The following is a 13,859-nucleotide window of genomic DNA, read 5'->3' as shown; positions in this document are numbered from 1 at the left end:
GTATGACCGCAACCGCCGCCCCGACCGCCGACGCCTTGTGGGCGACCTCGCTGCGCCGCTGGAACGCGGTGTGCTGGGTCCTGTTCGCCGCGATGGCGGTCGGGATCACGGCCCTGAGCCGGGGCCCCGACCGGTATGCGGCCCTCGCCCTGCTGGGCAGTGTGGCCGTGTGCTTCGCCGTGCTGGACCGGCGCCCCGCCAATCCTGTCGTCCGGCCGCACGGGTACCTCGCGGTGCTGGTGTGCGCGCTGGCCGGTCTTGCCTACCTGCGGACCAGTTACGCGGCCCTGTTCATGGTGACGCTGCCGCACTACTGGATGTTCGGCCGCACCCCCAGGATCTCCCTCGCCTTCCTGGGTCTGGCCACCGGTGGAACGCTGCTGGGCGGCTGGCTCCGGCAGGGCTGGTCCGGCAAGTTCTTCGGCGAGACGGTCGTGGGCACGCTGATCGTGGTCGCGGTGGGGGTACTGATCGGGCTGTGGGTCCGTGCGGTGGTCGAGCAGAGCAGCGAACGCGCCCGGCTGATCGTCGAACTGGAACGTACCCAGGCGGAGCTGACCGAGGCGCATCTGCGGCAGGGCGCGGCGGAGGAGCGGGAGCGGATGGCACGGGAGATCCACGACACGCTCGCGCAGGGCTTCGCGTCGATCGTCGTCCTGGCCGAGGCCGCCCGGGCCGGGCTCGCGGGCGATCCCGGACGCACCGCCCGGCAGCTGGTGTCGATCGAGTCGACCGCCCGGGAGAACCTGGCGGAGGCCAGGGAACTGGTCGGCTCGGGCCTGCTGCCGGGCGGCGCGCCCGCGCACGCCGGGTCGGTGGCACAGACCCTGCAGCGGATCGTGGACCGGTTCGCCGAGGACACCGGGCTGAGCGTGGCCGCCGATCTGGCCGACCTGGACTGCGACCAGCAGACCCGGATCGCGCTGCTGCGCTGCACCCAGGAGTCCCTGGCCAATGTGCGCAAGCACGCCCGCGCCTCGACGGTCGGCGTGGTGCTGACCCGGCGCCCGTACGGCGTGGAGCTGGAGGTCACCGACGACGGCACCGGGTTCGTGGTCGGGGAGCCGACGGGCTTCGGCCTCGACGGGATGCGCAAACGGCTCGCCGAACTCGGCGGTCGGCTCACGGTGACCAGCTCGGTCGGGGACGGGACCAGGATCCTCGCGGTGATCCCGGTGGAGGCGGGCGCATGACCGGGGAAAGGCTCCGGGTCGTCGTGGTGGACGACCACACCGTGATGCGGGCCGGGGTGATCGCCCTGCTGGACGGGGAGGCGGACATCGAGGTCGTCGGCGAGGCGGGCGACGGCCGCGCCGCCCTCGCCCTGGTCGCCCGGCACGAGCCGGACGTGGCCCTGGTGGACCTGCGGATGCCGGTGCTGGACGGGGTCGCGACGACCACCGAGATCTCCGCCCGTCACCCGCGCACCCGCGTGCTGATCCTCACCACCTACGACACCGACACCGACATCGAGCGCGGGGTGGAGGCCGGTGCCATCGGCTACCTGCTCAAGGACACCACCCGCGAGCAGCTGGCCGACGCGATCCGCTCGGCCGCGCGCGGCGAGACCGTGCTCGCGCCCCGGGTGGCGGAGAAACTGGTCGCCCGGATGCGGCGCCCCGTCCACGATCCGCTCACCGCACGCGAGACCGACGTGCTGGACGCGGTGGCCGACGGGCTCACCAACGCCGAGATCGGCCGCCGCCTCGTCATCACGGAGGCCACCGTCAAGACGCATCTGCTGCGTCTGTTCGCCAAGCTGGACGTCAACGACCGGACGCGGGCGGTGGTCGTGGCCATGGAGCGCGGGCTGCTGCCGCGGCCGTGACCGCTCATGTGCAGGGCAGGTTGAGCGACAGCAGCGCGGTGTGCTCCCCGCCGACGCGGATCTCGCTCACGGCCGTGTTGCGCAGCCGGGGGAAGACCCGGCGGTACTCGGCGAGCGGGATGCGCAGCAGGGAGCACAGCACCAGGCGGAGCAGGGTGTTGTGAGCGACGACGAGGACGCGTTCACCGGGGTGGGCGGCGGCGACGCGGCGCAGGGCGGCCGTGCCCCGTGCGGCGGCGGCCCGCGGATCCTCGGCGCCGGGGAAGGGATGCGCCACCGGGTCGGCGCGGAAGTCCTCGGCCGCCTGCGGGTGCTCGGCCCCGAACTCGGCGAGGGTACGGCCCTCCACCACCCCGAAGTCGCATTCGCGCAGGTCGGGTTCGCGCTGCGGGGTGAGGCCGAGGGCGCGGCAGGCGGGCTCGGCGGTGGTCACGGCACGGGACAGGGGCGAGGTCCACACGGCGTCGACCGGGTGCGCGGCGGCCCAGCGCCCGAGCGCCTCGGCCTGGGCGAGCCCGGCGTCGGTGAGGGCGACGTCGCTCACCCCGGCGTACCGGTTCTCGGCGTGCCAGACGGTCTGGCCGTGACGTACGAGGAGAAGGCTGGCCGGCGGGGTCATGGGGAGCAGTATCCCCGTGTCCGGCGAGCGGTGTCCCGGGTTCCGCTGCCCCGGCGGGCAGCGGCGGGCGCGCCACCCGTGACTGCGCCCCGACGGCGGGCGGCCACGACGACGCCGTACGGCATGCGCGGCCGGGACGCACCGCGCCCTGCCGCGTCCCGCTCGGGGCACGGCGGTCCGCCTGCCCCTCTCCGCCTACCCCTCTGCGAGCCGCTCCCGCGCATGTGCGGCGACCTTCGCCGGCAGCCAGCCCCGCGACTCCAGTTCTCCCACCAGGCGGGCGTACGGTTCCGCGAACCGGGCGGTGCGGGCGGGGCGGGGTTCGACGGTCGTACCGCGGCGGGACATGCTCGCGGCCACGTCCGCGAGCGTGGCTGCGCCGCCGGTGCCGTAGCAGGCCAGGGCGGCCATGCCCAGTGCGGGTCCGGTCTCCCGTGGCACCCGGGCCGGGCGGCCGAGGACGTCCGCGCGCAGCTGGTTCCAGTACGTGCTGCGGGCCGCGCCGCCGGTGAAGGCGAGGGGGCCGTCCACGGGGGCGCCGAGGTGGTCCAGGTAGTCCAGGCAGAGGCGTTCCGTGAAGGCCACGCCCTGCAGCAGGGCCGCCCACAGGTCGGCGTCCGAAGCCGGCTCGCCGAGCAGCAGGGCGGTGGCGTGCGGGGCACGGAAGGGGAAGCGCTCACCCGGCGAGACCAGGGGGTAGGCGATCGCGTGGGAGGGCTCGAAGGCGGCGGCGCGGGCGTCCAGCACGGCGGGGTCGGCGCCCGCGAAACGGGCGGTGAGGACCCCGGCGCCCACGCTGGAGGCGCCGCCGGGCAGCCAGGTGCCGTCGGGTGCGCGGTGGTTGTAGACCACGCCGGCCGGGTCGCGCACCGGTTCGGCGGCGGCTCCCTTCAGGACGAGGGTCGTCCCCAGCACCGAGTTCCAGGCGCCCTCGCGCAGGGCGCCCGAGGCGATCTGCGCCGCGCAGCCGTCCGTCATGCCCGCGAGGACCGGGGTGCCGGCCGGGATGCCGGTGGCCGCGGCGGCCGCCGGACAGACGTCGCCGAGCCGGGTGCCGGGCCGCACCACGTCCGGGAGGGTGCCCGCGGGCAGCCCGGTGAGGTCCGGCCAGCGGTCGCGTTCCACGTCGTAGGCCGTCTTCAGGGCGTGGCTGGAGTCGGTGGGGACGGGCCCGCCGACCAGGTGCGCGGTGATCACGTCGGGCTGGTGCGCCACCCGGCCGGGGCCGTGGCGGTCGACGAGCCACCGCACCTTCGGCAGCGCCCAGGTGTCCTGCACCGCGAGCCCCGCCGACCGCAGCCGGCCCGCCTCGGCCGCCGCCCGCCCGTCGTCGTACATCAGCGCGGGCCCGGCCGGGCGCCCGGCGCGGTCCGTGAGCAGCACCGTCCCGGAGGTCCCGCACACGGCGACCCCGGCGACGCCCCCGCGCGTCCCGTCGAGGCCGTCTAGCGCGTCGCGGCAGGCCGCGCACACCGCCTCCCACCACTCCTGCGGGTCCTGCTCGTGCCGCACCCCCTCCCGCCGCCCGCGCCGAAGCCGCGCCGCGCCGCTGCCGAGCACGTCGCCGTCGGCCGTCACGAGCAGTGCGCGCACGCCTTGTGTGCCGAGATCGATCCCGAGCCACGCCGACCCCATGCAGACCTCCGAACATCGCGACCGGTCCTGTGAAGTTCCCACGCCCTGTCGAGATTTCCCGCTGTTTTCCTCGCGCGCAAGGGATTGACGCGCATCCACGGCCGTTACACCCTCTGTTGTCGAGTCGACTCACCGTGTTAACCCGCCCGACCCCACCGCCCCACCGGAGGTCATGGATGGACAGGCACGTGCACGACCGCCGGCGCTTCCTCGCCCTCGCCGGATCCCTCGCCGCCGCCACCGCCGCGGCCCCGCTGCTGTCCGCCTGCGACACCGGCTTCGGCGGCAACGGCAACCCGGGCGGCCCCGAGAGGGGCGGTTCGGCCGCGAACGAGGTCACCGGCGCCTTCGACTGGAAGCGGGAGAAGGGAACGACCGTCAGGGCGCTGCTCAACAAGCACCCGTACACGGACGCCCTGATCGCCGACCTGAAGTCCTTCACCCAGAAGACCGGCATCGAGGTGAAGTACGACGTCTTCCCCGAGGACAACTACTTCGACAAGCTCACCGTCGACCTGTCCAGCGGGCGCGCCTCCTACGACGTCTTCATGCTCGGTGCCTACATGGTGTGGCAGTACGGGCCGCCGGGGTGGCTGGAGGACCTCGGGCCCTGGATGCGCAACTCCTCGGCCACGGGTGCCGAATGGGACCAGGACGACTTCTTCCCGAACCTCCTCGGCGCCGACCGGTGGTCGCTGAAGGCGGGCGCCCCGCTCGGCCGGGGCGGGCAGTACGCGCTGCCGTGGGGCTGGGAGACCAACGTGGTCGCCTACAACACCGAGGTGTTCGGCAGGCTGGGACTGAAGCCGGCCGAGTCCTTCGACGAGCTGCGCGAGCTGGCGGGCGTGATCAGCAAGAGGGCTCCCGGCGCCGGGTTCGACGGCATGTACGGGATCGCCGTACGCGGGTCCCGGAGCTGGGCCACCATCCACCCCGGCTTCATGACGATGTACGCCCGCAACGGCCTGCACGACTTCACCGTCGAGAACGGGAAGCTCACCCCGGCCATGAACACCCCGAAGGCCGTCGCCTTCACCGAGGACTGGGCCCGCATGGTCCGGCAGGGCGGCCCGCCGTCGTGGACGTCGTACACCTGGTACCAGTGCTCCGGCGACCTCGGCGCGAAGAAGGCCGCGATGCTCTTCGACGCCGACACGGCCGCCTACTTCCAGGCGGTGAAGGGGGCGAGTCCGGCCTCCGGGAGGATCGCCTTCCATCCGGGGCCGAAGGGGCCGGACGGGTCCCTCGCGACGAACATGTGGATCTGGTCGCTCGGCATGAGCGCCAGGAGCGGACACAAGAGCGCCGCGTGGCTGTTCCTGCAGTGGGCCACCGGGAAGGAGCACCTGCGCAAGGGGGCCCTCGCCCACGACCACATCGACCCGGTGCGCAGGTCGATCAGCCAGGACGGCGCGTACAAGGACAGGATGAGGCATCTGCCGGGCTTCCTGGAGACCTTCGAGACCGTCGTCGGCGAGACGAAGATCCAGTTCACCCCGCAGGCCCAGTTCTTCGACGCCACCACCAGCTGGGCCGCCGCCCTCCAGGAGATCTACGGCGGCAGGAGCGCAGGGTCCGTGCTGAACGGGCTGGCGGACGACCTCCGGTCCAGGGCGAGCTGACGGTGGCGAGCCGGCGGACCGCCCTCAGGCCGTACCTCCTCGTCGTCCCGGCGCTGTTGCTGACCTGCGGGATCCTCTATCCCTTCGGGCTCGGCCTGTACTACACGCTGTTCGACTTCTCGGCGAGCAGACCGCAGCCGGACCTGGTCCGCCTGCACAACTACGAGACGGTCTTCACCGAGGACGCGTTCTGGAACTCGGCCTGGGTGACCGTGCTGTACGCGGTCGGCGCGGCCGCCGTGGAGACCGTGCTCGGGGTCGCCGTCGCCCTGCTGCTGCACCGGTCGTCCCCTCTCGGCCGGGTCCTGGAGAAGATCCTGATCCTGCCCCTGATGATCGCGCCGGTGATCGCGGCGATCATGTGGAAGCTGATGCTCCAGCCGTCGGTCGGCGTGGTCAACCACCTGCTGAAGCCCTTCGGGCTCGGCGGGGTCCAGTGGACGGACACACCGACGGGCGCCCTGTTGTCGTCGATCGCCGTCGACGTCTGGGTCTACACCCCGTTCGTGGCGATACTGGCGCTGGCCGGTCTGCGGTCGCTGCCCACCTCCCCCTTCGAGGCGGCGGCCGTGGACGGCGCCGGCCGGTGGTACACCCTCCGGCGGCTGACCCTGCCGATGCTGTGGCCGTACGTGCTGGTCGCGGTGATCTTCCGGTTCATGGACTCGCTGAAGGTCTTCGACATCATCTACGCCCTGACGGAGGGCGGTCCCGGCGACTCCACGGTCGTGCTGCAGATCCGGGCCTATCTGGAGGCGATCCGCTTCCAGCGGTACTCCTTCGGGATCACCTACACGATCGTGCTGTGGGCCGTGGTGTATCTGGCCGCGATGGTGCTCGTGCGGCATCTGGGGCGGATCCGGCGGAAGGCGGCCGAGGCCACGTGACGTACAGGAAACGGCTGTTGGGGTGGCTCGCCGATGCCGCCCTCGTCCTCTACTTCCTCTTCTCGCTCTTCCCCGTCGCCTGGATGGTGGTCCTCTCCCTCAAGCCCGCCGACCAGCTCTTCAGCACCTACTTCTCCTTCACCCCGACCCTGGGCTCCTACCGGACCGTGCTGGGCGACGGCGAGGGCATCCCCTTCGTGCGGTTCTTCGTCAACAGCCTGGTGGTGTCGGTGGGCGCGGTCGTGCTCTCGCTGGTGGTCGGGCTGCCCGCGGCGTACGCCTCGGCGCGCTGGCGGTTCCGCGGCTCGGAGAACCTGATGTTCACGCTGCTGTCGTTCCGGTTCGCGCCCGAACTCACCGTGATCATCCCGCTGTTCGTGCTGTACCAGAAGCTGGGGCTGTTCGACACGTACGTCGGCATGGTGTGGGTGCTGCAACTGGTCACGCTGCCGCTGGTGGTGTGGATCATGCGGTCGTACTTCGCCGATCTCACCCCGGAGCTGGAACAGGCCGCGCTGCTCGACGGCTACTCGCGCACGCAGGCCTTCTTCAAGGTGGCCCTGCCGCTGGTGAAGCCGGGCATCGCGGCCGTGTCGCTGCTGGCGTTCATCTTCGCCTGGAACAACTTCGTCTTCCCGCTCATCCTCACCTCCCACTCGGCGCAGACCGTGACCGTGGGCGCGCTGTCCTTCCTCGGCGGCGACCGGCCCCGGTACAACCTGACGGCCGCGGCCGCGCTGGTCTCCGTCGTACCGCCGCTGCTGCTGGCCCTGACCATCCAGCGGTATCTGGTGCGCGGGCTGTCGTTCGGGGCGGTGAAGTCGTGAGCATCGCGCTGCGGGACGTGCACAAGGCGTACGGGCGGACGAGGGCCCTCGACGGGATCTCGCTCCAGGTGGAGGAGGGCGAGTTCTTCTGTCTGCTCGGGCCGTCCGGGGCGGGCAAGACGACGACGCTGAAGACCGTCGCCGGTCTGGAGCGGCCCGACAGCGGGACCGTCGAGATCGGCGGCCGGGACATGCGGGACGTGGAGCCGTACGACCGGGGCGTGGCCATGTGCTTCGAGAGCTACGCCCTCTACCCGCACCGCTCGGTGTACGACAACCTCGTCTCGCCGCTGCGCTCCCCGAGGCACCGGCTGCCCGCCGCCGAGGCCCGCGACCGGGTCGGCGCCGTCGCCGGACTGCTCGGCATCGGCGCCCTGCTGGACCGGTCCGTGGGGCAGCTGTCCAACGGGCAGCGGCAGCGGGTCGCCCTCGGCCGGGTGCTGGTCCGCCCGGCCCGTGCCTTCCTCCTCGACGAGCCCCTCTCCCATCTGGACGCCAAGCTGCGCCAGCAGATGCGGGCCGAGCTGAAGGCGATCGGGGCCGTGCGGCGCACGACCACGCTCTACGTCACCCACGACTCCGTCGAGGCGCTGGCCCTCGGGGACCGGATCGGGGTCGTCCGGGACGGGCGGATCGTGCAGACCGGCACCCGGGAGGACATCTGGTACCGGCCCGACGACACCGAGATCGCGCGGGCCTTCGGGCGGCCCCGGATCAATCTGCTGCCGGGGACGGTGACGGAGCGGGGCGCCTTCCGGTCGGCGGACGGCGCGGTCGGGCTGCCGCTGCCCGTCCGGGTCCCGGCCGGCAGCGAGGTCCTGGTCGGCGTGCGCCCCCGGGACGTGTCCCTGACCGGGGACGGCCACCGGCTCACCGGGAGCGTGTACGTCACCGAGGTGCTCGGACGGTCCGTCGAGGTCACGGTGCGGATCGGCGCGCAACGGCTGTCGCTCGTCGCGTCCCGCGGCGAGGCGGCCGGGCTGTGTCCCGACGATCCGGTCCGCCCGGCCGTCCGGACTGAGAGCCTGCTGGTGTTCGAGGCCGACCGGCCCGGGCGGCCTGGACGACGGATCGGGACACGATGAGCAGCAGCGCACACACCCAGCAGGGCCCGGCGGCCCGGCAGGCCGCCATGGCCGAACTCGTCCTGGCCGAGGGCTCGGCCACCGCGGCCGAGCTGGCCGAGCGGTTCGGGGTGAGCCTGATGACCATCCACCGGGACCTGGACGAGCTGGAACGGCAGGGCATCGTGCGGAAGTTCCGCGGCGGGGTGACCGCCCAGCCGTCCGGGGTGTTCGAGTCGAACGTGCAGTACCGGCTGAAGAGCATGCGCCCGCACAAGGCCGCTCTCGCCGCGCGGGCGCTGAAGTCCATCGAGCCCGGCATGGCGATCCTGCTCGACGACTCGACCTCCACCCTGGAGATAGCGCGCCTGCTCCGGCTCGGCGGGATCACCCCGCTCACGGTGGTCACCAACTTCCTGGAGGCGATCAACCTCCTGGCCGACCGGCGGGGCATCCACCTGATGGCGCTCGGCGGCGACTACGACCGGCTGCACTCCTCCTTCCTCGGGGTGTCCTGCGTGGAGGCGGTCGAACAGCTGCGGGTGGACGTGTGCTTCGCCTCCACGTCGGGCGTGGACGGCGGCTTCGCCTACCACCAGGAGCAGCACATCGTCTCGGTGAAGCGGGCGATGCTGGACGCGGCCGCCCGCAATGTGCTGCTGGTCGACCACACCAAGCTGGGCCGGGTCGCGCTGCACCGGGTGGCCCCGCTCTCCCGGTTCGACCTGCTGCTCGTGGACGACGGGGCGTCCCCCGAGGCACTGCGCGACCTGGACGAGCACCAGGTGCGCTACGAGGTGTGCGCCACGGATCCGAGGGAGGGCGATGACCGCACTGGAGTTACGTGAGCTGCGCAAGACCTACCGGTCGCGGGGCCGGCCGGCGGTGGAGGCGGTCCGGGGCCTGGACCTGAGCCTGAGGCCGGGCGAACTCCTCGGGCTGCTCGGCCCGTCGGGCTGCGGCAAGTCCACGACGCTGCGGATGATCGCGGGCCTGGAGACGGTGACCGGCGGGGACATCCTGGTCGGTGGCGCCTCGGTGACCGGCCGTCCGGCACAGGAGCGCAACATCGGGGTGGCGTTCGAGAACTACGCGCTCTATCCGCCGCTGACGGTCGCGGAGAACCTGGCGTTCGGACTGAAGGCACGCCGCAGGGCCCGCAGAGGGGACGTCCTGCGCAAGGTCGCCGAGATCGCCGAGCGGGTCGGCCTCACCGACGTCCTGGACGCCCGCCCGGCCGGCCTGTCCAGCGGGCAGAAGCAGCGGGTGTCCCTGGCCCGCGCGCTGATCCGGGAACCGGACGTCCTCCTCCTCGACGAACCGCTCTCCCACCTGGACGCCGCCCAGCGCGACTCCACCCGCCGCGAACTCAAGCGCATCCAGCGGGACCTGGGCCACACCACCATCCTGGTCACGCACGACCAGGAGGAGGCCCTGTCCCTGGCCGACCGGATCGCCGTCATGCGGGACGGCGCGATCCAGCAGCTCGGCACCCCCTACGAGATCTACGACAGCCCCGCCACCACCTTCGTGGCGGACTTCGTCGGCGAGCCCGCGATCAACCTGCTGCCGGGCATCGCCGACGGCGACGGCCACGCACGTCTGTCCGCCGGGGTGCGGATCGCGCTGCCGGTACCGGTGGCCGAGGGCCGCCCGGTGGTGGTCGGCGTCCGCCCCGAGGACCTGAGCCTCACCGGCGCCGACGGCATCCCGGCCCGGGTCGTGGCCCATGAGCCCCTGCTGGAGTCCGGCATCGCCACCCTCGCCCTCGACGGGGTGGAGCGGCACCTGGTGGTCCTCACCGGACCCGAGGTGCGCCTCACGCACGACACGCACGTGCGGGTGGCGGCCGGACCCGCCCTTGTCTTCGACGCCGAGACGGGAGACTGCCTGCGATGACCTCCATGACCTCCATGACCTCCATGGACCGGCCGCGTGTCGTGGCCGCCGGCGACCACTTCGTCCTGCCCTCGCTGATCGGCGAGGCGGTCGGCCGCGAGCTGCACGGCGCCTGTGACGTGAAGGAGCTGACCCTCGGCTGGCCGCTGGAACCCTTCGGGCCGGTCGCCGAGGTGAGCGAGGCCAGCGACGCGGAGGACGAGCTGATCGCCGCGCTCGCGGACGCCGAGGTCCTGGTGACCCAGATGGGACCGGTCACCGGACGCGTCCTCGGCGCCTGCCCGGGGCTGCGGCTGGTCGTCGTGTGCCGGGGCGGACCGGTCAACGTCAACCTTCAGGCGGCGCGCCGGCACGGCGTGCGGGTGTGCTTCGCGCCGGGGCGCAACGCGGCCTCCACCGCCGAGTTCACCGTCGGACTGCTGCTGGCCGCCCTGCGCCGCATCCCGCAGGCCCACGAGCTCCTGGCCCGGCAGGGGAGCTGGGCCGGGTCGGTGTACTACACCTACGAGCACAGTGGCCTCGAACTGGAGGACCTGCCCGTCGGGCTGGTCGGGTACGGGGCGGTGGGCAGCAGGGTCGCGCGGGTGCTGTGCGCGTTCGGGGCCCGGGTGATGGTCTACGACCCCCATGTGCACGGCGAGATCCACGGGTTGCGTCTCACCTCCCTCGACGACCTCCTGCGCCGCTCGCGGGTGCTCACCCTGCACGCCCGGCTGACCGACGGGACCCGGGGTCTGATCGGCGCCCGCGAGCTGGCCCTGCTGCCGCCCGGCGCGGTGGTGGTCAACGCGGCCCGGGGCCCGCTGCTGGACGAGGACGCGCTGTGCGAGGCGCTGGAGTCCGGGCGGCTGTCGGCAGCGGCGCTGGACACCTACGCGCGGGAGCCGCTGCCCCCTCACTCACGCCTGCACGCCCTTGCCGACCGTGTCGTCCTGACCCCGCATCTGGGCGGGGCGTCGCGCGCGGTGGCCGAGAAGGCGGCGCGGATCGCCGCGGCGGAGGTGGGGCGCTGGGTGCGCGGGGAGCCGCTCGCGCACTGTCTGACGTGACAGCAGGGGCCGTGCGGGGCACGTCTGCCGGGACCCCGGCGGTCAGAGAGCCGAAGGGTGCGCGCCGGTGCCCGCGGTGCGAACGCGCAACGGCCCGAAGGGCTGAGCACGATCGCGCTCCGGGCACCGGCCCAGGCGCCGTCGTGGGCGAACGAGCCAGGAAGTGGGGAGCCGCATGTTCGTCGGGATCGATGTGGGCACGTCCATGGTGAAGGCCGCCGCCTTCGACGCCTCGGGCCGTGAACGGGCCGTCGAGGCACGGCCGGTGGGGCTCGATCTGCGCGACGGGGCCGTGGAGCAGGACATGGAGGAGGTGTACGCGGCCGTCCTCGCCGTGCTGGAGGCGGTGAGCGCGCGGGTGCCGGAGCCGGTGGAGCTGGCCGGGCTGACCGGGCAGGGCGACGGGGTGTGGCTGGTGGACGCGGCGGGCCACCCGGTACGGCCCGCCCTCTCCTGGATGGACGGCCGGGCCCACGCCCTGGTGGACCAGTGGCTCGCGGACGGCACCTTCGAGGCCGTCTTCCGGCGCACCGGCAGCGCCATGTTCCCGGGCTGCCCGGGCCCGCTGCTGGCCTGGCTGGACCGGCACGAGCCGGCGTCCCTGGACGCGGCCGCCGCGGCCGTCTACTGCAAGGACATGGTCTTCCAGCGGCTGACCGGCGGGGCCCGTGCGGTCACGGACGTGTCGGACGCGTCGATGCCGTTCCTGGACCCGCGCACCCGGTCCTACGACAACGGGGTCGTGGAGCTGCTCGGGCTGACCCACCGCCGCGGGCTGCTCGCCGCGGTGGCCGACCCGGTGGCGACGGCCGAAACATGCGGCGCGGGCCTGCCGGCCGGCACCCGGCTGGCGAACGGACCGTACGACCTGCCCGCCTGCGCGCTCGGCGCGGGCGTCACCGCGCCCGGGGACGGCCTGCTGATCGTCGGCACCTGCCTGGCCGGCCTGGCCGCCACCACGGAGCTGGACCTCGGGGGTGAACCGGCCGGGCTGTACATCTCCACCGACCGGCCCGGCCACTGGCTGCGCGCGATGCCCGCGATGGTCGGCACGGCGGCCCTGGACTGGGTGCTGCGCACCACGGGCGTGCGGTACCCGGAGGTCGATGCGCTGCTGGCCGCCACGCCGCCCGGCGCGCACGGGGTGCGGGTGCTGCCGTACTTCGCGCCCTCCGGGGAGCGGGCCCCCTTCGTGGAGCCCGGGCTGCGTGCCGAACTCACGGGCGTCTGCCTGGAGTCGACGCCCGCCGATCTGATCCGCGCCACCTGCGAGGGCATCGGGTACGCGGCCCGGCACTGTCTGGCGGCGGCGGGTCTGAGCGGTTCCCTCGCCGTGTGCGGCGGCGGTACCCGCAGCCCCGCCTGGATGCGGCTGCTGGCCGATGTCCTGGGCCGCCCGCTGCGGGTGACCGAGGGCGAGGTGGGCGCCCGGGGCGCGGTGCTGGCGGCGGCCGAGCGGTTCGGGGTCGCCCTGGACACGGCGGCCTGGACCGGGCCGACGCGAGTGGTGGAGCCGGACGCTGCGCGGGCGGCGTACTACGCGAAGGGGTACGAGGAGCACCTGGAGCGGCTGGCCGCGGCACGGGAACGGGCCCGGTGCTGACCGGGCCCGTCCGGGGAGATGCGCAGCCGTGCGGGGGCCTGCCACTTGCCGAAGCGGGGGCCTGCACAGGTTGCCGAAGCCGGCGCCTACAGGTTGCTGAAGTCGGGGCCCTTGGTGCGGGTCCGCTTGATCTCGTAGAAGCCCGGGACGGAGGCGACCGCGAGGGTGCCGTCCCACAGGCGGGCCGCCTCCTCGCCCTTGGGGGCGGGGGTGACGACCGGGCCGAAGAAGGCGATCTGCTCGCCGTCGGGGCCCGGCACCGCGATGACGGGGGTGCCGACGTCCTGGCCGACCTTCTCGATGCCCTCCTTGTGGGAGGCGCGCAGCTCGGCGTCGAACTCGAAGTCCTTCTGCTCGGCGTAGTCGATCAGCTCGGCGGGCAGGCCGACGTCCGCGAGCGCACCGGCGACGGCCGCCAGGGTCGGGCCCTCGCCGTCGTTGTGGATGCGGGTGCCGAGCGCGGTGTACAGCGGGCCCAGGACGTCCTCGCCGTGCTTCTGCCAGGCGGCGGTCACCACGCGCACCGGCTGCCAGGCCTTGGTGGCGAGCATGTCCCGGTACTCCTCGGGCAGCTCGTCCAGCCTGTCCTCGTTGAGGACGGCGAGGCTCATGATGTGCCAGCGGACCTCGATGTCCCGGACCTTCTCGACCTCCAGCACCCAGCGGGAGGTCATCCAGGCCCAGGGGCACAGCGGGTCGAACCAGAAGTCCACGGGGGTCTTGCCGGACGGGGTGGTCACGGTCTCGGACATGTCTCTCCTCGGCGAGGCGTTCTTTTGAACGGTCAACATCGCCTCGCGCATCCCCATTCCCTGGTGCCCCGCGT

Annotated in this window: 13 protein-coding genes; 10 read left to right on the top strand and 3 right to left on the bottom strand. The window is 73.2% G+C overall.

Annotation, left to right across the window (positions count from 1 at the left end; genetic code table 11):
* Positions 1-2: 2 nt before the first annotated feature.
* Both ACFZCP_RS31900 and ACFZCP_RS31895 read left to right on the top strand, forming a co-directional pair.
* On the top strand, positions 3-1,193 hold the full coding sequence (locus ACFZCP_RS31900; protein WP_391433841.1) for a histidine kinase: 1,191 nt from the start codon (positions 3-5) through the stop codon (positions 1,191-1,193).
* Positions 1,190-1,828 (top strand): response regulator transcription factor, encoded by a 639-nt coding sequence (locus ACFZCP_RS31895; protein WP_362691748.1) that lies wholly within the window; start codon positions 1,190-1,192, stop codon positions 1,826-1,828. The genes ACFZCP_RS31900 and ACFZCP_RS31895 overlap by 4 nt, the downstream gene beginning before the upstream one ends.
* Before the next feature lie 4 nt (positions 1,829-1,832).
* Here the strand turns inward: ACFZCP_RS31895 and ACFZCP_RS31890 are convergent, their stop codons facing one another.
* Both ACFZCP_RS31890 and ACFZCP_RS31885 read right to left on the bottom strand, forming a co-directional pair.
* Positions 1,833-2,447, bottom strand: coding sequence for a histidine phosphatase family protein (locus tag ACFZCP_RS31890; protein WP_391433835.1), 615 nt, complete (start codon positions 2,445-2,447; stop codon positions 1,833-1,835).
* 195 nt (positions 2,448-2,642) lie between these two features.
* Positions 2,643-4,082: an FGGY family carbohydrate kinase gene (locus ACFZCP_RS31885; RefSeq protein WP_391433832.1), complete on the bottom strand. Its 1,440-nt coding sequence runs from the start codon at positions 4,080-4,082 to the stop codon at positions 2,643-2,645.
* A gap of 176 nt (positions 4,083-4,258) precedes the next feature.
* Between ACFZCP_RS31885 and ACFZCP_RS31880 the strand changes: the two genes are divergently transcribed.
* The 8 genes from ACFZCP_RS31880 (at position 4,259) to ACFZCP_RS31845 (ending at position 13,033) form a co-directional block, all read left to right on the top strand.
* Positions 4,259-5,704, top strand: coding sequence for an extracellular solute-binding protein (locus tag ACFZCP_RS31880; RefSeq protein ID WP_391433826.1), 1,446 nt, complete (start codon positions 4,259-4,261; stop codon positions 5,702-5,704).
* Positions 5,705-5,706: 2 nt separating this feature from the next.
* Positions 5,707-6,591, top strand: coding sequence for an ABC transporter permease subunit (locus ACFZCP_RS31875; RefSeq protein WP_391433822.1), 885 nt, complete (start codon positions 5,707-5,709; stop codon positions 6,589-6,591).
* Complete coding sequence (locus ACFZCP_RS31870) at positions 6,588-7,418, top strand: ABC transporter permease subunit (protein WP_391433818.1); 831 nt, start codon at positions 6,588-6,590, stop codon at positions 7,416-7,418. Before ACFZCP_RS31875 ends, ACFZCP_RS31870 begins: the two co-directional genes overlap by 4 nt.
* Positions 7,415-8,503: an ATP-binding cassette domain-containing protein gene (locus ACFZCP_RS31865; RefSeq protein ID WP_391433813.1), complete on the top strand. Its 1,089-nt coding sequence runs from the start codon at positions 7,415-7,417 to the stop codon at positions 8,501-8,503. Before ACFZCP_RS31870 ends, ACFZCP_RS31865 begins: the two co-directional genes overlap by 4 nt.
* Positions 8,500-9,330, top strand: a complete 831-nt coding sequence (locus ACFZCP_RS31860; protein ID WP_391433808.1) for a DeoR family transcriptional regulator — start codon at positions 8,500-8,502, stop codon at positions 9,328-9,330. The genes ACFZCP_RS31865 and ACFZCP_RS31860 overlap by 4 nt, the downstream gene beginning before the upstream one ends.
* Positions 9,308-10,381, top strand: a complete 1,074-nt coding sequence (locus ACFZCP_RS31855; protein WP_391433805.1) for an ATP-binding cassette domain-containing protein — start codon at positions 9,308-9,310, stop codon at positions 10,379-10,381. Before ACFZCP_RS31860 ends, ACFZCP_RS31855 begins: the two co-directional genes overlap by 23 nt.
* A gap of 14 nt (positions 10,382-10,395) precedes the next feature.
* Positions 10,396-11,430 carry an NAD(P)-dependent oxidoreductase gene (locus tag ACFZCP_RS31850; protein WP_391433985.1) on the top strand — a complete coding sequence of 345 codons (1,035 nt, stop codon included), beginning with the start codon at positions 10,396-10,398 and terminating at the stop codon, positions 11,428-11,430.
* A gap of 175 nt (positions 11,431-11,605) precedes the next feature.
* Positions 11,606-13,033, top strand: a complete 1,428-nt coding sequence (locus ACFZCP_RS31845) for an FGGY family carbohydrate kinase (protein WP_391433801.1) — start codon at positions 11,606-11,608, stop codon at positions 13,031-13,033.
* An 86-nt stretch (positions 13,034-13,119) separates the two neighbouring features.
* Here the strand turns inward: ACFZCP_RS31845 and ACFZCP_RS31840 are convergent, their stop codons facing one another.
* Positions 13,120-13,785 (bottom strand): DsbA family protein, encoded by a 666-nt coding sequence (locus tag ACFZCP_RS31840; RefSeq protein ID WP_362691715.1) that lies wholly within the window; start codon positions 13,783-13,785, stop codon positions 13,120-13,122.
* Positions 13,786-13,859 lie beyond the last annotated feature (74 nt).

It is taken from the genome of Streptomyces sp. NPDC007971 (assembly GCF_042958635.1).
Lineage (GTDB): Bacteria > Actinomycetota > Actinomycetes > Streptomycetales > Streptomycetaceae > Streptomyces.
The sequence above is the reverse complement of the archived record's forward strand: the minus strand, read 5'-3'. Positions and strand labels throughout refer to the sequence as shown.

Excerpts from the sequence above, each read along its gene's own strand:
- ACFZCP_RS31880 (WP_391433826.1), top strand. The coding sequence starts at position 4,259 with ATGGACAGGCACGTGCACGACCGCCGGCGCTTCCTCGCCCTCGCCGGA.
- ACFZCP_RS31900 (WP_391433841.1), top strand. The coding sequence starts at position 3 with ATGACCGCAACCGCCGCCCCGACCGCCGACGCCTTGTGGGCGACCTCG.
- ACFZCP_RS31840 (WP_362691715.1), bottom strand. The coding sequence starts at position 13,785 with ATGTCCGAGACCGTGACCACCCCGTCCGGCAAGACCCCCGTGGACTTC.
- ACFZCP_RS31860 (WP_391433808.1), top strand. The coding sequence starts at position 8,500 with ATGAGCAGCAGCGCACACACCCAGCAGGGCCCGGCGGCCCGGCAGGCC.
- ACFZCP_RS31850 (WP_391433985.1), top strand. The coding sequence starts at position 10,396 with ATGACCTCCATGGACCGGCCGCGTGTCGTGGCCGCCGGCGACCACTTC.
- ACFZCP_RS31895 (WP_362691748.1), top strand. The coding sequence starts at position 1,190 with ATGACCGGGGAAAGGCTCCGGGTCGTCGTGGTGGACGACCACACCGTG.
- ACFZCP_RS31855 (WP_391433805.1), top strand. The coding sequence starts at position 9,308 with ATGACCGCACTGGAGTTACGTGAGCTGCGCAAGACCTACCGGTCGCGG.
- ACFZCP_RS31845 (WP_391433801.1), top strand. The coding sequence starts at position 11,606 with ATGTTCGTCGGGATCGATGTGGGCACGTCCATGGTGAAGGCCGCCGCC.
- ACFZCP_RS31885 (WP_391433832.1), bottom strand. The coding sequence starts at position 4,082 with ATGGGGTCGGCGTGGCTCGGGATCGATCTCGGCACACAAGGCGTGCGC.
- ACFZCP_RS31890 (WP_391433835.1), bottom strand. The coding sequence starts at position 2,447 with ATGACCCCGCCGGCCAGCCTTCTCCTCGTACGTCACGGCCAGACCGTC.